This is a genomic window from Methylobacterium sp. BI1 (genome assembly GCF_056680125.1).
The window spans coordinates 751144-770585 of record NZ_CM155267.1 but is presented as its reverse complement, the minus strand read 5'-3'; the positions used below and the strand labels follow the sequence as shown (position 1 = coordinate 770585).

Annotated in this window: 28 protein-coding genes and 1 pseudogene; 9 read left to right on the top strand and 20 right to left on the bottom strand. The window is 61.8% G+C overall.

Going from position 1 to position 19442, the window contains the following annotated elements; translation table 11 throughout:
* Positions 1–2: 2 nt before the first annotated feature.
* The 3 genes from AC1MGR_RS03700 to AC1MGR_RS03690 all read right to left on the bottom strand — a co-directional run bounded on the left by AC1MGR_RS03700 (position 3) and on the right by AC1MGR_RS03690 (position 1944).
* Positions 3–653 (bottom strand): hypothetical protein, encoded by a 651-nt coding sequence (locus tag AC1MGR_RS03700; protein ID WP_480233700.1) that lies wholly within the window; start codon positions 651–653, stop codon positions 3–5.
* Positions 654–790: 137 nt separating this feature from the next.
* Positions 791–1012, bottom strand: a complete 222-nt coding sequence (locus AC1MGR_RS03695) for a hypothetical protein (protein ID WP_480233699.1) — start codon at positions 1010–1012, stop codon at positions 791–793.
* A 242-nt stretch (positions 1013–1254) separates the two neighbouring features.
* Complete coding sequence (locus tag AC1MGR_RS03690) at positions 1255–1944, bottom strand: recombinase family protein (protein WP_480233698.1); 690 nt, start codon at positions 1942–1944, stop codon at positions 1255–1257.
* A 383-nt stretch (positions 1945–2327) separates the two neighbouring features.
* On the opposite strand from AC1MGR_RS03690, the gene AC1MGR_RS03685 reads away from it, so the two are divergent.
* Positions 2328–2939 (top strand): hypothetical protein, encoded by a 612-nt coding sequence (locus AC1MGR_RS03685; RefSeq protein WP_480233697.1) that lies wholly within the window; start codon positions 2328–2330, stop codon positions 2937–2939.
* Here the strand turns inward: AC1MGR_RS03685 and AC1MGR_RS03680 are convergent.
* The 4 genes from AC1MGR_RS03680 to AC1MGR_RS03665 all read right to left on the bottom strand — a co-directional run bounded on the left by AC1MGR_RS03680 (position 2936) and on the right by AC1MGR_RS03665 (position 5224).
* Positions 2936–3367 carry a hypothetical protein gene (locus tag AC1MGR_RS03680; RefSeq protein ID WP_480233696.1) on the bottom strand — a complete coding sequence of 144 codons (432 nt, stop codon included), beginning with the start codon at positions 3365–3367 and terminating at the stop codon, positions 2936–2938. The genes AC1MGR_RS03685 and AC1MGR_RS03680 overlap by 4 nt on opposite strands.
* A 72-nt stretch (positions 3368–3439) precedes the next feature.
* On the bottom strand, positions 3440–4042 hold the full coding sequence (locus tag AC1MGR_RS03675) for a hypothetical protein (RefSeq protein ID WP_480233695.1): 603 nt from the start codon (positions 4040–4042) through the stop codon (positions 3440–3442).
* A 125-nt stretch (positions 4043–4167) separates the two neighbouring features.
* Positions 4168–4767: a hypothetical protein gene (locus tag AC1MGR_RS03670; RefSeq protein ID WP_480233694.1), complete on the bottom strand. Its 600-nt coding sequence runs from the start codon at positions 4765–4767 to the stop codon at positions 4168–4170.
* A 121-nt stretch (positions 4768–4888) separates the two neighbouring features.
* Complete coding sequence (locus AC1MGR_RS03665) at positions 4889–5224, bottom strand: hypothetical protein (protein WP_480233693.1); 336 nt, start codon at positions 5222–5224, stop codon at positions 4889–4891.
* 201 nt (positions 5225–5425) lie between these two features.
* Here AC1MGR_RS03665 and AC1MGR_RS03660 point away from each other — a divergent pair, with 201 nt between their 5' ends.
* Positions 5426–5638 carry a hypothetical protein gene (locus tag AC1MGR_RS03660; protein WP_480233692.1) on the top strand — a complete coding sequence of 71 codons (213 nt, stop codon included), beginning with the start codon at positions 5426–5428 and terminating at the stop codon, positions 5636–5638.
* Between the two features lie 386 nt (positions 5639–6024).
* A complete protein-coding gene (locus tag AC1MGR_RS03655) occupies positions 6025–6276 on the top strand; it encodes a hypothetical protein (protein ID WP_480233691.1) in 252 nt (83 codons plus the stop codon).
* Between the two features lie 38 nt (positions 6277–6314).
* On the opposite strand, the gene AC1MGR_RS03650 is transcribed toward AC1MGR_RS03655, so the two are convergent.
* Positions 6315–6518: a hypothetical protein gene (locus AC1MGR_RS03650; protein WP_480233690.1), complete on the bottom strand. Its 204-nt coding sequence runs from the start codon at positions 6516–6518 to the stop codon at positions 6315–6317.
* Positions 6519–6696: 178 nt separating this feature from the next.
* On the opposite strand from AC1MGR_RS03650, the gene AC1MGR_RS03645 reads away from it, so the two are divergent.
* Positions 6697–6939 (top strand): hypothetical protein, encoded by a 243-nt coding sequence (locus tag AC1MGR_RS03645; protein ID WP_480233689.1) that lies wholly within the window; start codon positions 6697–6699, stop codon positions 6937–6939.
* A gap of 357 nt (positions 6940–7296) precedes the next feature.
* On the opposite strand, the gene AC1MGR_RS03640 is transcribed toward AC1MGR_RS03645, so the two are convergent.
* The 6 genes from AC1MGR_RS03640 to AC1MGR_RS03615 all read right to left on the bottom strand — a co-directional run bounded on the left by AC1MGR_RS03640 (position 7297) and on the right by AC1MGR_RS03615 (position 10026).
* Complete coding sequence (locus AC1MGR_RS03640) at positions 7297–7623, bottom strand: hypothetical protein (RefSeq protein ID WP_480233688.1); 327 nt, start codon at positions 7621–7623, stop codon at positions 7297–7299.
* Between the two features lie 124 nt (positions 7624–7747).
* Positions 7748–8050, bottom strand: a complete 303-nt coding sequence (locus tag AC1MGR_RS03635) for a hypothetical protein (protein WP_480233687.1) — start codon at positions 8048–8050, stop codon at positions 7748–7750.
* Entirely contained in the window at positions 8050–8373 is a 324-nt protein-coding gene (locus AC1MGR_RS03630; protein ID WP_480233686.1) for an endodeoxyribonuclease, read from the bottom strand. Before AC1MGR_RS03630 ends, AC1MGR_RS03635 begins: the two co-directional genes overlap by 1 nt.
* Positions 8370–8801, bottom strand: a complete 432-nt coding sequence (locus tag AC1MGR_RS03625) for a lysozyme (RefSeq protein ID WP_480233685.1) — start codon at positions 8799–8801, stop codon at positions 8370–8372. The genes AC1MGR_RS03630 and AC1MGR_RS03625 overlap by 4 nt, the downstream gene beginning before the upstream one ends.
* Positions 8802–8830: 29 nt before the next feature.
* Positions 8831–9703 (bottom strand): hypothetical protein, encoded by an 873-nt coding sequence (locus tag AC1MGR_RS03620; RefSeq protein ID WP_480233684.1) that lies wholly within the window; start codon positions 9701–9703, stop codon positions 8831–8833.
* A 5-nt stretch (positions 9704–9708) separates the two neighbouring features.
* The gene (locus AC1MGR_RS03615) at positions 9709–10026 is read right to left on the bottom strand and encodes a hypothetical protein (protein ID WP_480233683.1); all 318 of its coding nucleotides are present in this window, start codon (positions 10024–10026) and stop codon (positions 9709–9711) included.
* 532 nt (positions 10027–10558) lie between these two features.
* Between AC1MGR_RS03615 and AC1MGR_RS03610 the strand changes: the two genes are divergently transcribed.
* The gene (locus tag AC1MGR_RS03610; protein WP_480233682.1) at positions 10559–11005 is read left to right on the top strand and encodes a hypothetical protein; all 447 of its coding nucleotides are present in this window, start codon (positions 10559–10561) and stop codon (positions 11003–11005) included.
* Between the two features lie 67 nt (positions 11006–11072).
* On the opposite strand, the gene AC1MGR_RS03605 is transcribed toward AC1MGR_RS03610, so the two are convergent.
* The 5 genes and pseudogenes from AC1MGR_RS03605 to AC1MGR_RS03585 form a co-directional block, all read right to left on the bottom strand.
* Complete coding sequence (locus AC1MGR_RS03605) at positions 11073–11870, bottom strand: hypothetical protein (protein WP_480233681.1); 798 nt, start codon at positions 11868–11870, stop codon at positions 11073–11075.
* A gap of 310 nt (positions 11871–12180) precedes the next feature.
* Positions 12181–12549: a DUF2958 domain-containing protein gene (locus AC1MGR_RS03600; RefSeq protein ID WP_480233680.1), complete on the bottom strand. Its 369-nt coding sequence runs from the start codon at positions 12547–12549 to the stop codon at positions 12181–12183.
* Positions 12549–12779 (bottom strand): hypothetical protein, encoded by a 231-nt coding sequence (locus AC1MGR_RS03595; RefSeq protein WP_480233679.1) that lies wholly within the window; start codon positions 12777–12779, stop codon positions 12549–12551. The genes AC1MGR_RS03600 and AC1MGR_RS03595 overlap by 1 nt, the downstream gene beginning before the upstream one ends.
* A 181-nt stretch (positions 12780–12960) precedes the next feature.
* Positions 12961–13518: pseudogene (locus AC1MGR_RS03590) on the bottom strand (glutathione S-transferase family protein); the annotation flags it as partial.
* A 45-nt stretch (positions 13519–13563) separates the two neighbouring features.
* Positions 13564–14544, bottom strand: a complete 981-nt coding sequence (locus AC1MGR_RS03585) for an alginate O-acetyltransferase AlgX-related protein (RefSeq protein WP_480233678.1) — start codon at positions 14542–14544, stop codon at positions 13564–13566.
* Positions 14545–14659: 115 nt separating this feature from the next.
* Between AC1MGR_RS03585 and AC1MGR_RS03580 the strand changes: the two genes are divergently transcribed.
* The 4 genes from AC1MGR_RS03580 to AC1MGR_RS03565 all read left to right on the top strand — a co-directional run bounded on the left by AC1MGR_RS03580 (position 14660) and on the right by AC1MGR_RS03565 (position 17962).
* Positions 14660–15190, top strand: coding sequence for a 2'-5' RNA ligase family protein (locus AC1MGR_RS03580; protein WP_108035519.1), 531 nt, complete (start codon positions 14660–14662; stop codon positions 15188–15190).
* Between the two features lie 86 nt (positions 15191–15276).
* Positions 15277–16050, top strand: coding sequence for a phosphatase PAP2 family protein (locus AC1MGR_RS03575; protein WP_480233677.1), 774 nt, complete (start codon positions 15277–15279; stop codon positions 16048–16050).
* A 96-nt stretch (positions 16051–16146) separates the two neighbouring features.
* The gene (locus AC1MGR_RS03570) at positions 16147–16518 is read left to right on the top strand and encodes a hypothetical protein (protein WP_480233676.1); all 372 of its coding nucleotides are present in this window, start codon (positions 16147–16149) and stop codon (positions 16516–16518) included.
* Between the two features lie 133 nt (positions 16519–16651).
* Positions 16652–17962: a Gfo/Idh/MocA family protein gene (locus AC1MGR_RS03565; RefSeq protein ID WP_480233675.1), complete on the top strand. Its 1311-nt coding sequence runs from the start codon at positions 16652–16654 to the stop codon at positions 17960–17962.
* 33 nt (positions 17963–17995) lie between these two features.
* On the opposite strand, the gene AC1MGR_RS03560 is transcribed toward AC1MGR_RS03565, so the two are convergent.
* Complete coding sequence (locus tag AC1MGR_RS03560; protein ID WP_108035523.1) at positions 17996–19426, bottom strand: TAXI family TRAP transporter solute-binding subunit; 1431 nt, start codon at positions 19424–19426, stop codon at positions 17996–17998.
* Positions 19427–19442 lie beyond the last annotated feature (16 nt).

Genomic DNA, 19442 nt, shown 5'->3' with positions numbered 1-19442 from the left:
GATCAGGCTCCAATCATACCAATGGAAGCACTGCGAACGTGCGAATTGAATTCGTTTTTAGCATCTGACTGAAGAGACTTTACAAGATTTCCCAGTGCAGTGGACCTTATCAAAGCACCAACTGCAAGCGTGAGTAAGCCGAGTTGTATCGCACTGGCAAATTGAAGAGAGCCAGCCTCGCGCGTGGATGAGGCACCGAGTTTAACAAAGAAGATTGCCACCGCGATACCAAGCACCAATGCCCAAGCCTTGGTGGCAATTTCGGGCTTCAAACGGCGTTCGATGTGTACGCTCTTGAAGTTGAAGTCGAAGTCAAAACGGAGATTGGAGGATTTGTTGGCTAGGCTCACGACGTGCTGTTCGCCAGAAGGAACCGAAGCGAGCACGAGACAAACTTCGTCGCTCACCTCCACATCAAAATCGACAGGGAAATCCAGCACAACCCGGTAGCCACCTTCGGCTTTGAATGTGGCTCTACGGCCGTGCGTGGTCCAAGTCTCACTAGTAATGGGGGCGATCGAACCCCTGCCATTTATGATGATCCCGTCTCCGCCCGAAGTAGAAGATCGATGCTCACTATATCGCTCAACACCGATGCATGAGCCCTGGAGCATCTCTAACTGAACCGGTTGGCCGAGGATTGTATCTTGCATGATCGACTCGAATATCTGTAGGTAAGCCAACCTACCTCTCGATCATAAATGCAACATGAATGCACCGCCCTAAAACACAAGCCGAAGTTGCATTTGGTTACAGCGCTCTTAACGGCACTGCATCAAATGCTTTGTACTTACTTGCCTCGCTGCCGCTGATGGTAGCGCCGCGTTAGAATGACGCCCAACACGATGGTGAGCGGCTGTAAAAGGGCAGCGTACCCGGCGGGAATCTCTAATGCCGCGCATGCCAGCATCAGAATAGCGCAAATGGCTATGAGCGCGAGGCAACGACGAACCAGCGTGCCGAGCGTGGGCACATCGGTGAACCAATCGCTGAGGTAGAACCAAACGCTCATCAGCCCTGCATCACAAGCGGTTAGGTCAGGCGCACAAGCCTAATTGCAGAATGCTATCAAAAGGCTTTTGAGCAACCTCGGCTAGATCGCTAAGCCAATCTGGGGGGTACACCCCCTGGGCATGTTCAGAGCCTTGGGTTGGCGAAGTGATGCCGGTGGATAGAACATGCTCCGTTAATAGGATATGCTCCTGTCCACTTACTCCTTGCTACCACTCCACACTAACACCATGCGCCACGGTATCAACCGCTAAGGCTGGTGGGATGATAATCTCTGAGTGACTTAGTGAGCGATGCCATCTCTGCATCTGCCACACGATCCACAAGCCGCTGCACTGATGTGGGATGCCATTGCCCGCCCCGGCTGGTCTTGTGCCCGGCTGCGTTGAGAGCGTTGCAGATGCCACGGATGCTCGTGATGCCCTGGAGGCGTAACTGCTCCAGCGTATCCCGCAACGTATCCGCGTAGGCGTTGGCCCGTGCCGTGCGTGCCGCGTTGATCGCCGCTGCATTCCTACCCAACTGCACCCCCCGTGCCCGTGCCGCTGCCAGTGCGGCCTTTGTTCTTTGGCTGATTGCCTCTGCTTCTTGTTCCGCAACTGCTGCCATGATGTGAAGCGTGAACTTGTTGGCTGCTGGCATATCCACAGCAACAATGTCCACGCTGCTCTTGAGCAGGCCACTGATGAAGTGCACGTCTCGTGCAAGCCGGTCGAGTTTGGCGATCACCAGCGTGGCACGCTCCTTCTTCGCCATAGCAAGCGCAGCAGCGAGTTGCGGGCGGTCAGCACGCTTGCCGCTCTCCACCTCCGTAAAGGACGCCAGCGGGGCAGCATGGCAATGCGCGAGCACTGCGGCGCGCTGTGCCTCAAGCCCGAGCCCGCTGGCTCCCTGCGTGGCCGTCGATACCCTGTAATACGCTACGTAACGCATCGCCCTCACACACTCCAACGCACGTTTGTTCGTGTACATCCGTGCCGGGTGGAGGACGAGCGAAGAATTTCGTACGAACAGCAAAGTCTTCGGTTGATTACGTGGTGGCGTGGCTGTTCAATGGGCTAACAACAGCGCAAACGGTGCCCGATGGCACTTGGTACTAGAGCGCAGAAAACGCTGTTCTAACTCGTTGAAAACATTGATGCTCAGAAGCAGTTTCTTGCACTTTTTGTGTGTAGGAGACCGTGAACCTGTGAATGAACCAGAGCCAGGCCAGGCCGTAATACGATGCCAGCAATAGGATTGCGGAAATCGTGCATATCTGAGAGTTGTACGATTGATCCTGTGCTGAAATCGTTGGGTGCGCCGTGCTGCCATTCGTGGGTGAATTCAACTGGGTCAAGGACATTGCACTGCCCCTCGTCCTAGGGTTCGTTGGCACTTATGCTTACAACCGCGCAAGCCGTTTGCTGCGCTACGGACAGAGCAAGGCTGCTCGCAAAAGGTATCAGGCACAAATCAAGCGCGCTCTTAGGATCGTGCTAAGTGACCTCGCAGGTGGCTTCTCTGCCATGGTGTCGCTGGCTCACACTCACTTGCTGGTTCGATGCACTGCGTTCCTATTTGGCTTCATTGCCACCATGGTGTTCTATGCCATCATGGTTATCACCAAAGACGATAAAGGATCATACTTTATCATCTTCATGGGCATCTGTTGCGGTGTGCTCCTGAACATGATCCGGACCGTGCTGGAGGATATCGGCGAGATGATCATCGCGCACACCAGTCCCGTGGCTCACGTGGAGGAACTGGAAGCCAACCGGGCGTTGGCCACGGACCCCGAGTTTGCGGAGCAGTTGGCTCGCATCCGCCAGTATGCGCAGGACATGGAGGATCGTCGCAAGGGTTTTGCTGGCGCGCAGATGCTGGCAACCCGGATGATGCATCCCACCGAAGAGGAGGCACCACCCTCAGGCTCAACCGGCGCCTAGGGAAACACCATCCTGTCCGAACCGTCGAGCAGTTCTTCGTTGGTGCCACCTGCGTAGAACTGATACTGCACGGCCGCCACACTATCCCAGTATCGCGCTGCCTGTTTTATATCAGCAAGTTCGTTGCCCTGTGCGTCGCATACCAAATCAGTATCTAGCCAGTTCCTAAGAGGGCCATACTCGGTGCAGTAGAGGCATGATGCCAGCGCTGCTGCCGTGATGTGCCAGTCACCCGCACCCATGCCGCTGAGCCCGTTGAGCGATTGCAGGTCCACCACCAATTGCGCTCGCTGGTCCGCATCGTATGCGTCAAAGGCATCGTGGCCCATGAGCCAGTCATCGAGCAGTTGCCGCATGCTATCATCGCTGGCACTGAGTTTGGCTTGCATGGCCAGTTGCTTGTTGCGTGCAGGTATCGTCGTGCTCATACTCGTGCTCTAGTGCCGTTTGATGCGGATTGCGACTGTTAAGATTGGCGCTTTGCGAGTCTTGCCGTGGGTTCAGTTGCTGAGGCTTTGCTTGGCCAACATCAGCCAGTAACGCATCTCTCTGTGCTCTCCCGTGAAGCCGCAGAACAACGGCTTGGGAAATGCCCAGCCCCACTTGTCAAACTCCTTGCGGGTCATGCCGTAGTCGGACGTCATGATGTCCGCTGCCAACCACTGCATGCGTAGGCTGGGGCTTTGTTTATGAAAGCCCAGTGCTTGACGGTAGATTCTCAGCACAACCATGTTGCCCAGGTACTCCCTGGCTTCGCCCCGCTTGTCCACGTCCTCCACGTGATTGCGCGTGTCACCGTGCACATCGAAGTTGTACATCTCGAATGCAAAGCCGTGCATCCTGAAACGCACGCTGCCTCCGCGAGCCCCTTTGGCCCGGGCTGGTTCGTGCTGGTAGTCCACGCCGTTGGCATCCAGCACCATGCGCATCCACTCCGTGCAGTTGCTGAGCCCATGCGGGATCGAGTGCTGGCCCGTGTAGGCGCGCTGAAACAGCCGCACGAACAAGTTCCTCACATCATCAGTCAGTTGCGCTGTGAGTGCTTCGCGTTGCAGCAATGCATACCTGTGCTGCTGATCCGTGAGTTGAGCGTGCGGGGTCATGGCTCGGCGTTCCCTGGCTTCGGGGTTGAGGGCTTCACTAGTCGTGGAGGGTGTTCGGTCGTGGCTGTGGCCCCGCTGTGGGGGCCACTCGCTCACAGGATCAGAGGCTCACTAGTCCCGAGGGCTCAAGCGCTCACTGCTTCATCCGCATACACTTCATGCGCGGGCAGTGGCGGATACGTGATATAGCCGGTGTTGCCGTCAGGGCCGTGCATCGCAGATGAGAAGTACACGCTTTGGCCTACCTCAACGCCTAGGGTGTGCTCGTCCGCAACGTGAACCGGCTTGGTGAGGTCCAGGCTAACCCATCGGCCGCTGACTTCGATTTCAATTCCCAGCCATGCATCACTGAGCAGCGCAGTGTTGCGGCAACGCCAGTGCTTGGTGTTCACGTTCCAGCGGGTGGGTGACAACTCGTATGCCTGCCTCACCCTTGGTGTGTATGCCGGGTTGTGCTTGTGGATCTTGCGCCACTCATAGAACTCGCTGGCTGGCAGAACGATGCGCGCATACAGCATGCGGCCCTCCAGCACCTCCGTGGGGTTGCTGGTAGCGGTGGGATCACGCAGCGTGCTGGTGGTGGCCCACAGCACATCCGGCGGCATGCCATCCATATGCGTGGGGTTGGGACGAAGTTGGCCGCTGGCCATGATCCGCGCTAGTCGTGCCGTGTCCGTGTAGTGATATACCTTGCCGCCGTTGGCAGCAGTGCGTGCGCGCTGCATGTGCTTGTGTCTCCTTGTTCTCCCTTATAGTGCCGTTGTGTTGTTGTTGCGAGCGCTCGCTTGCAGTTTGTTTAACCGCGCAGGGCTAAAAGTCCTCCCGCAGCGAGTATAGGTGGTCGGTTCATGCCTCATTGCTGGCACTGCCCCAGGTGAGTTTGAACAACAGCGCGTCCTTGGGGTCATCGAACTCCACGTAGAGGCTGCGCCGGAAAGCCAGTTCACCCGTGCGCTCCTGATCAAAGCCCAGTCGGTTGTCCCCGCGCAGCGCTTTGCAGGTGTTCAGCCACTCCAGCATGTCACCGCGCATGGTTCCCAGCACGTATTGGTCCGGGTTGTAGCGTGGCCAGTTCATGTCCCAGTCCAGCATGGCCTTGATGAGCCCATAGTTGCTGGGGCTGGCTGCTGCATCGGCGGTGTCATCGTGGTGCTCGATCTCGAATGTTACTCGGTGTGCCATGTGCGGGTCTCCTTGTTTTTCCCGCTGATATTTAACTGCCCCTGCCTGTAGAGCCCCGATAAGGGTTCAAAACAGCAGATTTGCTGCTGGAACGCATGGGGAGGTTTGGCCTGCGTTCGTCACGCTGTGCGCGCCAACTATCAGGCTTGACCGTGGGAACGGGATGGTGTTGTTCACGTTCCGTTCTCAGGAGGCCAGCCCATGACGACGATCCCCATTCGGCGCACCACCAAGGACCTCGCCAGCATGGCTGCACCCTACCTAGTGCCCAACGGCGGCAACACGGTTCGCGCTCTCCAGGCTGCCATAGCGGATGACATCCGCAAGCGCCGGGCGGCTCATGCTCGTGAGTTGATCCAGATGCGCACCATTGGCGCGGGCTACGTTCGCGAAGGTGCTCGCACTGAGCGATGAAAATCCCGGAGCGGCTTAGCCAATATCCATATGTGGTGGTGCGCTTCGAATGCATCTTCTGCCCATGGCGCCGAGGTGTGTACCGCCTGGCAAGACTGGCTGAGCGTTTTGGGGCTGAGGCGAGCCTGGATCATGTACGGCAGCAGATCAGTAAGGACTGCCCTCGTCACAGGGCCAGAGGCACGCAAATGGCCCCTCGGTGCCATGTTTGGTATACGGATCTGGCGAGCGCTAACCCGCACGATTTGCCGGATACTCAAAAGTGATCGGCTGATCGCACGTTCTATTGATGTAGGTTGTTGCAATCAAACGGGTATCACTAGATCCTGTGAACCAGGGCGATTTCCGCCGATCCCGTACGCTCACCGATTGGTGGGGAATTGCCGATGCATCATCTCGTTCTACCCGCCACTCATACCGACGACGGCAACCACTGTTACCGCGTGTTCCGGCTGGATGCCTTAGACAGGGTGGATTATGCGGATGTGCTTCAGTCCAAGGATGACCGCGATGCAATCATCACGGTGCGTGGGTTAGTCAACGGTAGCAGCCTTGAACTTTGGGATCGCGGGCGATTCATCGGCCGCTTCGATCCGGTGGAACCGCTGCAGGATAGCATGGGCCAGCAGCAGCGTTGAAGAGGTCCGTTACGGATTGTGTGAGCGCTGCACTCGACCTAGCAAATTGAGGTGTTCTGCTCAGTCTCAGCAAATCGAAGGGCGGCAGCGCGGCGTAACTCACGTTGAGCAAGTTCTTGGCCAACTTGCCAAAGGAGAGCGCGGGTCATCGCAAGCATTGCGGGCGTACCGATTTGCGCAACTGCCTCGTGCGCCTTTAAACACGCATCGGCCATTTCATCAAATAAATTATCATCATCCATATGTGGGCTTTCCTCCCCTGCCCACATAGACAACCACTTTAAATTAACATTTGCAAGCGGGTCGGGTGGTATTCGCACTGTATACAATTTGGATGATCGCGCGGTAACGTCATTTGCTGGGGCATTCACGGTCTGTTATGTCGGGAACCTAACAATCGCGGAATGGGAAATCTCTTCCATGGATACGAGTATGTCCCCCGCCTCAGATAATGCTCGCCCGGCTGTTTTGCTGGACATGATCGCAGCGGCTCTCGACTGCCCTGTTTCTGCGTTCTCCTCGCATCCGCAGAGTGATCGAGTGCAGACATCGGAGTTGTTGCGCCTCTGGTTTATGATTGAGCGTGAACAGGATCGAGCGGCAGTGCTTGCCTTCATGGAAAATGCCGTTGACACGCGCTTGCGTAAATCCGCCGCCGATTAGTTTTCAGATCGAGTTGGCAAACCGGGTGGCGGGGTGAGCAAGCCATTCGTGATGGGGTGCCACCCGGTCGCGTTGGTATTTACTGAGCCTTGGGCTTGCTGAAGTAGTCGCCGTAGGCGTTCCACTGCTCCTGGCTGCGTGCGATGTCTGAGAGGTTGTCCCGCAGATTGATGCGGCTGTTGCCATCCATCACGTAGCGGTCCTTGGTTTCGCGCCGAATATCCACGGGCTTCCACGTCACGCCACGAGGCCGCTGAGGGGCCACACTAATCGTGGGAGTGGTCACAGCCACGGATGTGGTTTGGCAGCCTGCCAGGGCCGCTGTGAGGCCGATTAGGGCCATGAGGGTGAGCGCCTTCATCGCGCAGCCCCCTCGATTGCCCGTCCCAAGTCGTTGATGTCCCTGTCTGCCTCGCCCACGGTGGGTTCGGCCTTGCGCGTGCGCGCCTGCAAGCGGCGCTCCGCATCCGCATAGGCCTCGTTGAGAACCACATGCTTGCGCTCGATTTCTGCCGCTTGGGCAGTGAGGCTGCTGATGGTGCGCTCTTGCACTGTAAGTGCTTGTTCCTGCTGACTAATTTTTGCAGTTTTCGCTTGGTTCTCCTGGTACTGCACATACACCATCGTGGATAGGCCAGCGATGACAGTGAATACCACAGCAGCGATGATGAGTTGAATGTTCATACCGACCTCCATGTGTCGGATATTTACATCGCGCAAAGAAAAAGCCCTGGCGCTAACCAGGGCTTTTCCACCGACCTAAGGAGATTTACCAATGTCTGCAACGGCACAACTCGTTGCATTCTATTTATCTTTGAGCCCTCATCTCACGCGCCCATTGCCGCACGGTTAGTGTGCGCACAGTTGTGGGCCTTGGAGTGTTGGGGGCTTTGGCCTTCATGGGCTTGAAGCAGATGTTGCTGGCAACCCATTCCCCTGCCTCGTCCCGCTTGACCACGTAGCCGGTTCCCTCTCGCCCCGGATGCGTGCGCCAAGCAGCCAACCATTCATTCTGCGTGATTGAGAACGGCACGCCATGCTGCTTGCAGTGGGTTTTGCGGTTCTGGTAGTTGCTGGCAATCATTTTTTCTCTGGTTTTGCTGGTAGTCACTAAGCCTTGCTCCACGCAATCCCGTTTTTTTCACACCACCCGGCATACGTGGTCTTGCTGTTCTTTGCGATTTTCGTTTGTGGGTTCTGGAAGCGAATTTCGATGCTGTAGTCAGGGTGCTGCTGCCGGATGGCCTTCATCTTGGCCCGGTCACTGGCAGGGAAACGACCCTTCACCTCCACGATGCGCCGGGCTTCGGTGTCGATGAAGTCGGGCAGATAATAGTGAGCGGTGGTGTAGGGCAGCCGCGTACTCTCATAGGCGTACTCGGGTGGCAGCGACGCACCTACTTGAGCCTCCAGTTTGTTGCGGTAGCCGCTCACGGATGCAGGAACAGAGCGCGCTCCGCTTCCCTGCGTCGGGTGAGCCCGGCCAGCACACGACCACCAGCCTTGTTCCAGGCCAGGAACTGATCCGCCGCCTGCTGGGTGAGGCCTGCGTTGAGCCGCTTCACCAGCGTGCTCCGGGCCAGCGCTGCACCGCCGATGTTGTAGGCGAGGCTCACCAGCGCGGCGAACTGATTGGGCGTGACCGCAACCTTGATGGCCTTGCTGACTGCCTGCTCAAACCGGGCGAGATCGCCTTGCAGCAGTTCTTCGGCTCGATGGGTAGTGATGACCTGACCGGGCTTAACGTCCGTGCCAGTGTGGCCGTAGCCAATGGTGAGTACCCCAGCGGGGCACTTGTAGGCTGCCAATTCACAGCCTTCGAATGATTTGATGAGGCTAAGCCCCGAAATGTTTGTACGCATCCAGTATTTATCTGGATGCGTACCCTCTCTTATTTGGGGTTCCTGATCACACTGCGAAGTCCTTTGGTTCCAATCTCTTCACGTCCACCGTTGTCAATGTCCGCCTGCTCGCGGTCGCTCACATACTCGGCAATTACCTGTAGGCTTGGGCACTTGTCGCGGCCCTTGGGCGGCTGGGCCAAATCGAGCACCACGTGGAAGCCTTCCAGCCACAGCAAGAGAGTGGGTAGTTTGCCTTCCTCACACGCCAGGATCGCGGCACAGCCCGGCAGCATGGGCCGAGGTTCCTTGGGTCCGTATTTCTTCTGCTGCGCTCTGAACTTGCCCGCTACGGGCTTGATGTCCCATGCCATGCCCCCTTCCTTGGCCATGGCGCGTGCGATGCCATCCACTTTCTCGTAGAATGCTCGGTTGTCACCGGTCACGTTTTGGAGGAAATCGCGTTGGCGGCTGGCAAAGGCGCAGGTGATGGCACTGAAATCATCTCCGCGCTCCAAGTTGAAGTGCACATTCACCTTGTAGCGTGTGCCGGTGCAGCCCTCGCCGTTGTCGAAGAAATCCGCGCGGAGGTGGTAGATGTCCTCGTGCTGGATTGCATCGGGTTCGCTAATAACTTCGCGCGCCGTGCAGTCCTCTGACCCAATAACTCTCTCCTCCAAGTGGCTGATAGGCCGCTCGTTAGTGGCGTCGTCGTCCTGAGTGGGCGAAGGCGCGACGCTGTTAGTGTGAGAAGATGGGGGTTCAGAAAGAACCCTAACCTCTGCGCCGATAGGCGCGAAGTTATTACTGTCATTACTGACATTACTGCTCATTAATAACTTCGCGCCTTGAGCATCACGAGCGCGCCTCAGCGCCATGACTTCTTGCACCTTGGCAGCAATCTGTTCCTTGGTCATCGTCATCGCCCTTACCTCCCAACTGTCCAGCCGAGGCCGAGATCGGTGACTTTGGTCACCGGGCGATGATCGCGCGTGCGGTCGTAGTTCTCGTTGGTGTCCCTGATCGCGCGGCGAACAATGCTGTCGCACTCGATGTCGATGCAGTTTGCGCGCAGCAGCGCGTCGAGGATGTCGAGGTCATCAACACCCACCCAGCCACGGCCAAGGCGAGTGAACACGTCCCAGACCCATTTGCGGTCATGTTCGCTGAGGTTTTGTTTGGGGAGGTCGAAAATGCCCAACTGAAAACAGCGAGCGTCTACGTCATTGATTCGGTTGTAAGCCATCGTGCTAGCCTTTCTGTCAAAAAGAAAATCCGAGAGACCGCACGACTGATCTCTCGGACTTGATACAGAAAGGCGAATGCGCTGCTGCACATTCCATTCTATTTACCTGCCTGATCATTCCTGAGAGCGTGATGTCGTGCAACGCTCAACACTACGATGCTGGCTCTCAGCAGCGTGCGTCAATTTTATTTATGCCAACTATACCAGAGAGCGCATCATATAGGTTAATTATACTGAAGGACTTATATTTGTGTCTACTTTAATAAATACATTTGAGGGACTAATTTGCAGGAGACAAGCAATGCGACGCGGAACCAAGCACACTGACGAAACCAGGGCCAAGATGAGCGCTACCCGCAGGGGGCGCACGCGCTCGCCCGAGCACAGCGCTGCCATTGCTGCTGCCCTACGCAACCGCTCTCAGAGCGCCGAGAGCAACGCCAAGCGCTCGCAGGCAATGCAAGCCTATTGGGCTGCCAAGCGCGCTTCTAAGTAACTGCCAATCAACAAGAAAATACCGGAGAAACACACAATGTCAGATCTATTCCACTTCCCTCCAGCCGATCAGCCATCCGCAAAGCCCCGCACCAGGGCGATGATCGTGGCGCGCATCAGCAGCCACGTGGTCAGCAAGACCAGCAACTACGGCAAAGATGTCGAGTATGCCCGGCTCAGCGATGCCGACCACGCCTATGTGCGCTCGGTGATTGAGACCCTATGGGACTTCCGCTCACCGCTGCGAGCAGTCATGGACAAGGCCAGCGGCTTGTATGGTCGGCGCAATCAGGCCCGCCAAACGCAGGGCGAAGTTATTGAAGGCCTTCGCGAGAAACTGGCGCAGCAGCACCCGGTGATCCGAGATCGCAAGGGGGCAGATTTCACCCTCAAGCAACTCCGCGCGCTCAACAAAATCATCGATGAGGTGAACGCGCTGCTGGGTCAAAACGCATTCCAGCATGTGGCTCTGCCCAAGCCCTGAGGCGATGCCGCTCACTATTCCCGAACGAAGAAGGGGAGCCCCGCAAAGGGCTCCCCTTTTCGTTGGATCATGCAGCAAGAGCCAGTTCGGTGGGCTCAGCCTCGTTGGCCTTGTCGTCGTCCTTGGGCTTGGCCATGGCCTCCGTAACAGCCTTCACAATGGCATCTGCCGTTGCGCCGCCGTCGCAGAAAACATGCACTTCGCCGTTGACCACGCGGTAAACCAGCGTGCCAAAACCATCGTGCGTAGTGAACCCAGCAACTGCGGGAGTGGGGATCGAGAAAGAACGTGGCGCAGCCAGTGCGTCCGTCTTCACCGTACCCTTCCACGTCCGACCCACACGCGGAACCGCGTGCTTGTCGCTGTCGGCCTTCATGAGACCAGCAATCTTGGTCAGGGACTTGTCGTTCGGGTGAACGTAGTCGTTGATCACCTGAACGACGTCCTCAACCTCGACGCCATTCTCGTACAGCCAGCGGAGAGGCTTCGCGTATTTCTCGCTCGACCGCCTCCGGTTCCACTTGTGGCTCTTTACCCCTTCAAACTCCACATTCTTGGAGGTATCGAACTCTCCGTCCAGAGCGCTGACGTACTGGGCGAAAATGTTCTGCGAATCTCCTGGCTTGTGAATCTGACGCTTCTGACGCTCACTCTTCCAGTCTGCGGCGTAGACAGGGTTCAGGTGAACCATCTTCACGAACGCATACATGTCCCGAATGTGCGCATAGGTCTGCTGATGACCCTGCTGCGCGTAGTTGAAATTGGCAACCGAGACCTGATTGATCTGGGCCACCGCAGTGGCAACTACGAACGGTGCGCTCCCATTCCCGAGGGTCTGGTTGCTGGCGGCAGTGTTGTTGATCATTTGTCTTAACTCCTGGACCGGGGGTGGTCGCATCTAGGCTCCCCGTGCGACGTCGGGGGCTTGCTCATCCATCATGCCGAAGCACGCAGAGCACCGGATCCAGAAAACGCTTGATCTCCTTGCTGTCGTTGATCGTTATTTGCCAGCACTCAGCAGCATCGTCAAGTGCCCCACTAGCAATCCACGAATTTTTACTGTTGCTTCACTATTAGTGAAGGAAAAACGGTACACGAATAGTGAAGGGTTGCTGGCGAGAGCAGGTAGGAAAGGCGCTGCCCGAGAGCAGCGCCTTTCTCACATGCCCCGGCTGTTAGCCCTTGGGGTACATGTTCGGGGTGTTACCGATCTCCACGATGCGACCCGCCACGCTGGCAAAGCGCGCGTACACGCTCATGGGCGCTGCGCTCCGGAAGTGCAGATCGCGCTCCAGGGGGATCAGCAGCATGGCGCTGAGGTCCAGCAGTTCATCCAGGCTCACGTAGCCCAGTTCAGGGCAGCCCATGCCGAGGTCGCACAGCCCGAACAGGGTGTCGTTGTCGTGGGGATCGAGTTCTGAGAGCAGCCAAGTTTGCCCGCCCGTGGGATCGAAAATCTTGACCACCGGGGCGTGGTCCTGATCCCTGTTGCGTCCGTTGGCGAGGAGTAGTTCGCGCGAGGCGTTGTCGATCAGCGGCATCATCACAGCACCTCACCGCTCTGCATGCCGCGCACTTCGATGGTGCTGCGCTGCATCGCCCGCCAAGCGCGCCAAGCCCGAGCGCTGGGAAACACCCGGCGGAAAGCGTGCCCGTCGATCTCGCCCCAAACAGTGAGGGCGTCTGCGGTGGTATTGTTTACCGGCTTAAAGCCACCTTTGCGGCTGCGCCCTACCACTTCAACTGCGTTTGCGTTGCACATTGTCTTCTCCATTGCGTTTCCGCAATTGGAGTAGACTGTCTTTCTCCTATCAGAGCGAGCCGCTTAGGACAGAAATCCGCTCTCTAGCCAGCCTTTTCTTGTTCTCACCGTTCAGGTGATCACAAGTGTTAACTCAGGATTAAAACTGGCTTGCGGGTAGGGTCAAAACGTCGCATTAGTGCATGTGCAATCGCACGCGCTTGGAGACCCGGGCGTTGACCGCATCGATCGCCTCCGCGAGGTCGGCCGGGTAGAGGTCCGACCCGGCGGCCCCGAAGGCGCCGTTCAGCATCCGGATGATCTCGGCCGACTCGTTCGACACGATGGTGGCGCGCTGCTTGTCCCACAGCACCGGCACGGTGACGCGGCCGGTGAAGCCGGGATCGTTCCTCAGGTAGACCTCATAGAGGCGGGTGGCGCCGTTGACGGTGTCGGGCGTGGCGCCGGGCGAGTCGCCGAAGACCCAGCCCTCCCGGCCCATATGCGGGTCGACCACCGAGATGGAGATCGCCGCGTCCAGGCCCTTCAGGGCCCGCACGATCAGGGTGCGGTGGGCCCAGGGGCAGGCCAGCGACACGTAGAGGTGGTAGCGCCCGGCTTCGGCCGGAAACCCGCCCTCGCCACTCGGACCGGGGGAGCCGTCGGAGGTGATCCAGTTCCGGAACTTGGCGTCGGTGCGCTTGAAGCGACCGCCGGTCTCCTTGGTGTCGTACCAGGTATCATGCCAGACGCCGTCGACGAGCAGCCCCATGATCCGTCCCTCCCGCGCTTTCCGTGTTCGCGGAAAGATGGGCGCTCAGGCCTCCGCGGACAGCCCCTCCGGTGCGGGGGCCTCGGCCGGGGGAGGCGCGACGGCGGGCGCGGCGGCCGCGAGGTGCTCGCCCTTCTGGTAGGTGGCGATGTCGAAGGTGTCGTCGGGCAGGCGCGTGACGAAGCGCTCGGCCATCTCGAAGACCAGGAGATCGGGCCGCACCCGCTCGACGTAGCCCCAGTCGATGCTCGACGACCAGACGAAGTGCACCTCGCGAAAACTCTCGGCCAGGATGCCGGTGAGCATGATCGGTGCGAAATGCGCGTAGGAATCGCCGAACAGCACCAGGGTGCGCGGATCGACGTCCGGCCGGTCGTTCCGGAAGCAGACATGGGCGCCGACATGAAGGTCCGGGGCGCGGCCGGCGGCCTCATAGGCGGCCACGAGCGGGCTGGCGTAGGTCCGGCGCGCGTCGCGGTCGAGCACCGCATGGCTCGCCGTCTCGATCGGCTTCTCCGGGATCTTCTCGCCGAGATCGCGCACCCGCGTGGTCTCGTAGCGCTCCCGCGCATCGAGATCGGCCGGGGGCACGGCGCCGCAGGCCCGCATCAGCACCCCGTAGGCCAGCCGGCAGCCCTCGTAGTTCCAGTGCGTGTCGGTGCGGTAGTAGAGGGGCACCGCTCCGTCGCGCGCCGCCCGCATGGGCGCCAGGAGGTCGATGTAGTGGGGATTGGCGATCAGGCGCCGGGCCAGCACCCGGGTGGGCGCCTGGCGCGGATCGAAGCGCAGGTCCCGGGTCCGGTCGTCGTAGACCGACAGCTTCTCGGGCACGACCACGTGGACGTAGCGGATACCCAGCGCCTGGGCCCGGGCGGCCCGTGCCGCGATGAGCTTGACCCAGCCGCGCAGGCGCCACCACCGGGACAGGGTGGCGCGGTACTGTTCGAGGACACCGTTCGTGCCTCCGATCAGGAAGAGCCAGCCCTCGCGCCCCACATGGACGATTTCCCGGTGTTTGCGCCGCATCCGGGCTCTCTAGCCGGCTCGGCCCGCCCTGAACAGGCCGCGGGGCCGCGGCGGCGCCCGACCCTGGACGTGGTCCCTGCCCGCGCCATCTCCCTGCCTCACGCCGGATCGGACCATGACAGACCACACCCCCACGCCCGACCCGCTGATCCTCACCCTGGGGATGGATCCCGACACCTTCGCGCGCTTCGACGGCCTGCGCCGCCGGCACTTTCCGCAGGCGCTCAACCACATTCCGGCCCACGCGACCCTGTTCCACCACCTGCCGGGCCCGAGCGAGCCGGGCATCGTCGAGACCCTGTCGGCGATGACCCGGACCCAGCCGCCGCCGGAGGTGGCGGTGACCGGCCTGCGCTTCACCGGGCGCGGCGTCGCCTACGTGCTGGCCTCCGATGCCCTCTCGGCCTTCCGGGCGCGGCTCGCCGACCAGTTCGAGGGCCTCGGCGAGGGCCTGACCGCCCAGGACCGGCAGGGCTGGCGCCCGCACGTCACGGTGCAGAACAAGGTCGATCCCGGCACGGCGCGGTCCCTGCACGCGGAGCTGGAGGCAGATTTCGCGCCGTTCCGGTTCACGGCGCCGAGCCTTCTGCTCTGGCGCTACCTCGGTGGCCCCTGGGAGCGTCGCGCCACCTTCGCGTTCGGCTAGCCCGGCGCCCGCCCGGATGGAGGAGGCCCCGCCGTTCCGCTATGCCGGGGCATGAAGTCCCCCATCACGTTCGCGAAGACGCCCGCATGAAAGCCCTGCCCTCCGGCTACCGCAACAACCCGCTCGTCACCCGGGCGAACGCCCTGCGCCTGGCCCTGCGCCTGAACGAGGTCGGCCCGGTCCTGGCGCTGCTGGCGGTGAGCTTCCTCGGCTACGGCTTCTTCGCCCTGGCCAACGAGGTCGGCGAGGGCTCGACCGCCGCCCTCGACCGCAAGATCCTCCTCGCCCTGCGCAATCCGGCCGATCTCTCCGACCCGATCGGGCCGCGCTGGCTCGAGGAGACCATGCGGGACATCACCGGCCTCGGCAGCGTCTTCACCATCGTGTTCGTGACGGCGGCCGCCTGCGCCTACCTGGCGATGACCGGGCGCCGACGCATCGCCGTCTTCGTGGTCGCGGCGATCGGCGGCGGCGAGATCGCCTCGACGGTGCTCAAGATGTTCTACCAGCGTCCCCGCCCGGACCTCGTGCCGCACGGGATGGAGGTGTTCACCGCGAGCTTCCCCAGCGGCCACGCGATGATGTCGGCCATCGCCTACCTGACCCTGGCGAGCCTGATCGCCCGGGTGGACCGCCAGCGCGGGGTGAAGATCCTGGTGCTTATCATCGGCGTGTCGATGACGCTGCTGGTGGGCATCAGCCGCATCTATCTCGGTGTGCACTGGCCGAGCGACGTGGTCGCCGGCTGGTGCGTCGGGGCCGCCTGGGCCGCCCTCTGCTGGTTCGTCGCCCTGGTTCTGCAGCAGCGCGGCGAGGTCGAGGCCCCGACCCAGCACGGGGAGCCGGAGCGGACGCCTTAACCCTGTGGGACGATAAATCGCCCCGGCCCTTGTGCCCACCGGCACCAAGAGGTCACAACCCTGTTACCCGAGGTACCACTTCTGGGAGAGGGTCGCATGGGTCTGATCACCGACGAGCGTCGACAGGCAAGCCGGTTGCGAAGCCTCCTCGGCGCCGATATCCGCATCGCCCCGCATGCTTCCGATACGGCCTGCCTGATCCGCGATTGCGGTCCCGACGGCGTGCGCCTCGCGCTCAGCGATGGCGTGCCCCTGCCGGAGATCTTCGACCTCCACATCCGCAAGACCCGGCAGACGCGGCCGGTGCGCCTGATCTGGCGGGGCGACGATTGCGTCGGCGTCCAGTTCGTGCCGGATCCGCCCGCCGCGGTGCCGATCCCCATCGGCCTGATGCGCGACCTTCGGGCGGCGCAGGTGGAAATCGCGACCCTGCGGGCCCGGCTGGCCGCGCGGGGCGACGGAGCCTGAGAGCGTCAGCGGTCCGGTGGCGCAGGCCTTCGGATCGCCGGAACCGCGTTTCTCGCCGTGACGTTCCCGAAGGAGCAGGCCGACGGTTCCCCCTTCCGCGGCCCCTGTCCCGCCGGAACCGACAGCGAGCTTCATGACGGATGAAATCCCCCTCTCCCGCCGCAACGTCCTCCGCGCCGGCAGCGCGACGCTGACCGGCCTCGCCCTCGGAGCGACGGGCGCCGGCGCGCAATCGGGCCCGCCGGGGCCCTCGGTCCCGGCCGATACCGGCGCCGTGCAGGGCGGCAAGGTGATGTTCCCGAACTGGCGCGGCCCCGGAGACAGGGCGCCCCCGCCGCCGCCCGCCCCGATGCCTCCGGGCAAGCGCGTGGGCTTCGCCATCGTGGGCCTCGGGCGCCTCAGCCTGGAGGAGATCCTGCCGGCCTTCGGCGAGACGAAGCGGGCCCGGGTCGTCGCGCTGATGTCGGGCACCCCTGCCAAGGCGAAGCTCGTGGCCGAGCAGTACGGGATCGCGCCGGAAGCGGTCTACGGCTACGACGAGTGGGACCGCCTCGCGCAGAACCCCGCGATCCAGGCGGTCTATGTGGTGACGCCGAACGCCGTGCATCGCGGCGACGTGCTTTCCGCGGCCAAGGCCGGCAAGCACGTGCTCTGCGAGAAGCCGATGGCGGCTTCCTCGGCCGAGGCCCGGGACATGATCGCGGCCTGCGCGGCGGCCAAGGTCAAGTTGATGATCGCCTATCGCTGCCAGTACGAGCCCTATAACCGCGAGGTCGTGCGCCTCGCCCGCTCCGGCGAAGTCGGCCGGACGCGCCTGATCCAGGCCTTCAACGGCCAGACCACCGGCCTGCCCCAGCAATGGCGCCTGAAGAAGGCCCTGGCCGGCGGCGGCGCCCTGCCGGATATCGGGCTCTATTGCCTGAACGGCGTGCGCGCCCTCACCGGCGAGGAGCCCGTCTCGGTGGAGGCGCAGATCTACACGCCCGAGGGGGATCCGAAATTCGCCGAGGTCGAGGAATCGGTCTCCTTCACCCTGCGCTTTCCCTCGCAAGTCATCGCGCAGTGCATGACGAGCTATGGGGTGCACGAGTCGCGACGGCTCCAGGTCCATACCGACAAAGCCGACATCGACCTGCAGAACGCCTTCGCCTATCGCGGCCAGCGCCTCGTCATCGCGCGACCGGACGGGCAGGCCGAGTCGCAGGACACCCGCATCCTGACGCAGAAGAACCAGTTCGCCCTCGAGATCGACCACATGGCCCGCTGCATCCAGGAGGATCGGCGCCCGCGCACGCCCGGCGAGGAGGGCCTGCAGGACCAAGTCCTGATGGAGGCGATCTACGAGGCCGCCCGCACCGGCCGGCCCGTCACGGTCGGCCCGCCGCCGAGTGCGCCGAGCGGCCTCGACGTCACGCGCGGCCCCGAGCTCGACACGGCCGGCTGATTCCCGGCGGCCGGCGCGACCGGATCCCGCCCGCTACTCCGCCGCCGGTGCGTGGAGCGAGAGGAGACGGGCCGTGCGGGCGTGGTCCACCGCCCGCCGGCTCTCGACGTCGCCCGAACCGAGATTGCGCCTCTCGTCGTTGATCGCCGCATGGACCGCGTCGATGGCCAGGATGAGGGCGCTCACGGTGCGGTTGTCGATGTTGCGCTCGCGGGCATGCTGAACGACGTCGGCCACGAGGTCGTCGGTCTCGCGCACGAGGCCGTCGAGGTCGGCCTTGCAGCCGGCGGCACGCACCTCGCGCAGGATGTCGAGGAGGCGGTCGAGGACGATGTCGATGCGCTCGCGCCGTTTGCGGGCGAGGCGCTGGGCGATCCAGGCGACGCCCGAGCCGACGGTGCCGCCAAAGAACGCCAGCAGGTAGATGTAGTCCTCGTAGCGCTCGAACATCGTCTGTTGTTCGCGCTCGAAGTAGTCCACCGCGCCCGGATGGTTCGGCAGGCGGGCGCTCGTGGCCGCGACGGTGGAATCGAAGTCCGGCGCCTTCATCAGGTTGGCGATGGGCGCCAGGGGTGCCAGCTTGGAGCGCCACTCGAACAGGTGCTGGGTCACCGAGGCGACCGTGAAGCGGCTGACGCCGCCGCGGGCCATCAGCCGGTAGGAGGCGCCCACCGTCTTCACGTCCTCCTCCGGGCGCTTCGGGCGACCGCCGAAGGTGCCGGCGGGGATCGTCACGGCCTGCAGTTCGGGCATCCGCTGGATGATCGCCCCGCCATCCGGCACGGAGACGAAATTGATCTTCTTCTCGGCCGAGGCCGCCTCGACGGCGCGCACCGTCGAGATCGCCGCTTTCGAAGCCGGCGCGGCGATGACCGCCACCGCGTCGACGCGGCCCTCCGCGATGGCGCTGGTCACCTCCTGGGGGGTGAGGGGGACGAGGGCGACCCGGGCCGGGCCGAGGCCGGTTTCGAGGACCGGCTCGGCCGCCGGCTGAGCCGAGAAGTCGTAGAAGGCGAGGAGGTTCGTCAGGAACGGCATGTCGGCGGCGTGCCGCTCGACCACGCCGAGGCGCTTGCGCGCGAGATCGGGAAAGTTCTCGATGCCGGCCGCCTCGGGGGCGGCGATCAGCAGGGCTTCGTCGTGCAGGATCGCCAGGGTGAGCCCGTTCTCGGGCAGGAGGACGTCGGGCCGGACCACCGCGAGGTCGGCCTTGTTGCGCTGGAGCGCCTCGGCGCTGTCGCGCACGTCATCGTAGAAATTGAGCCTGAGGCGGACATCCTCGCGACCGCGGGCGAGGGCCTGGGCGTAGGTCTGCAGCAGGGTCGCCTCGGCGCCGTCCCGGGGACCGACGGCAACGGTCAGGGTGGTGGGTCGCGACAGATAGACCAGCATCCCCGCCACCACGGCGAAGCCGAGCGCCAGGAGGACGAGAAGCCACTCGCGTCTCACGAGAAATGCCGGCATGGCAGGAACGAGCCTT

Excerpts from the sequence above, each read along its gene's own strand:
- AC1MGR_RS03560 (WP_108035523.1), bottom strand. The coding sequence starts at position 19,426 with ATGCCGGCATTTCTCGTGAGACGCGAGTGGCTTCTCGTCCTCCTGGCG.
- AC1MGR_RS03620 (WP_480233684.1), bottom strand. The coding sequence starts at position 9,703 with ATGACGATGACCAAGGAACAGATTGCTGCCAAGGTGCAAGAAGTCATG.
- AC1MGR_RS03570 (WP_480233676.1), top strand. The coding sequence starts at position 16,147 with ATGGGTCTGATCACCGACGAGCGTCGACAGGCAAGCCGGTTGCGAAGC.
- AC1MGR_RS03665 (WP_480233693.1), bottom strand. The coding sequence starts at position 5,224 with ATGGCACACCGAGTAACATTCGAGATCGAGCACCACGATGACACCGCC.
- AC1MGR_RS03690 (WP_480233698.1), bottom strand. The coding sequence starts at position 1,944 with ATGCGTTACGTAGCGTATTACAGGGTATCGACGGCCACGCAGGGAGCC.
- AC1MGR_RS03625 (WP_480233685.1), bottom strand. The coding sequence starts at position 8,801 with ATGCGTACAAACATTTCGGGGCTTAGCCTCATCAAATCATTCGAAGGC.
- AC1MGR_RS03580 (WP_108035519.1), top strand. The coding sequence starts at position 14,660 with ATGACAGACCACACCCCCACGCCCGACCCGCTGATCCTCACCCTGGGG.
- AC1MGR_RS03645 (WP_480233689.1), top strand. The coding sequence starts at position 6,697 with ATGGATACGAGTATGTCCCCCGCCTCAGATAATGCTCGCCCGGCTGTT.
- AC1MGR_RS03585 (WP_480233678.1), bottom strand. The coding sequence starts at position 14,544 with ATGCGGCGCAAACACCGGGAAATCGTCCATGTGGGGCGCGAGGGCTGG.
- AC1MGR_RS03695 (WP_480233699.1), bottom strand. The coding sequence starts at position 1,012 with ATGAGCGTTTGGTTCTACCTCAGCGATTGGTTCACCGATGTGCCCACG.
- AC1MGR_RS03605 (WP_480233681.1), bottom strand. The coding sequence starts at position 11,870 with ATGATCAACAACACTGCCGCCAGCAACCAGACCCTCGGGAATGGGAGC.
- AC1MGR_RS03595 (WP_480233679.1), bottom strand. The coding sequence starts at position 12,779 with ATGGAGAAGACAATGTGCAACGCAAACGCAGTTGAAGTGGTAGGGCGC.
- AC1MGR_RS03670 (WP_480233694.1), bottom strand. The coding sequence starts at position 4,767 with ATGCAGCGCGCACGCACTGCTGCCAACGGCGGCAAGGTATATCACTAC.
- AC1MGR_RS03700 (WP_480233700.1), bottom strand. The coding sequence starts at position 653 with ATGCAAGATACAATCCTCGGCCAACCGGTTCAGTTAGAGATGCTCCAG.
- AC1MGR_RS03675 (WP_480233695.1), bottom strand. The coding sequence starts at position 4,042 with ATGACCCCGCACGCTCAACTCACGGATCAGCAGCACAGGTATGCATTG.
- AC1MGR_RS03655 (WP_480233691.1), top strand. The coding sequence starts at position 6,025 with ATGCATCATCTCGTTCTACCCGCCACTCATACCGACGACGGCAACCAC.
- AC1MGR_RS03565 (WP_480233675.1), top strand. The coding sequence starts at position 16,652 with ATGACGGATGAAATCCCCCTCTCCCGCCGCAACGTCCTCCGCGCCGGC.
- AC1MGR_RS03615 (WP_480233683.1), bottom strand. The coding sequence starts at position 10,026 with ATGGCTTACAACCGAATCAATGACGTAGACGCTCGCTGTTTTCAGTTG.
- AC1MGR_RS03660 (WP_480233692.1), top strand. The coding sequence starts at position 5,426 with ATGACGACGATCCCCATTCGGCGCACCACCAAGGACCTCGCCAGCATG.
- AC1MGR_RS03610 (WP_480233682.1), top strand. The coding sequence starts at position 10,559 with ATGTCAGATCTATTCCACTTCCCTCCAGCCGATCAGCCATCCGCAAAG.
- AC1MGR_RS03680 (WP_480233696.1), bottom strand. The coding sequence starts at position 3,367 with ATGAGCACGACGATACCTGCACGCAACAAGCAACTGGCCATGCAAGCC.
- AC1MGR_RS03575 (WP_480233677.1), top strand. The coding sequence starts at position 15,277 with ATGAAAGCCCTGCCCTCCGGCTACCGCAACAACCCGCTCGTCACCCGG.
- AC1MGR_RS03640 (WP_480233688.1), bottom strand. The coding sequence starts at position 7,623 with ATGAACATTCAACTCATCATCGCTGCTGTGGTATTCACTGTCATCGCT.
- AC1MGR_RS03650 (WP_480233690.1), bottom strand. The coding sequence starts at position 6,518 with ATGGATGATGATAATTTATTTGATGAAATGGCCGATGCGTGTTTAAAG.
- AC1MGR_RS03600 (WP_480233680.1), bottom strand. The coding sequence starts at position 12,549 with ATGATGCCGCTGATCGACAACGCCTCGCGCGAACTACTCCTCGCCAAC.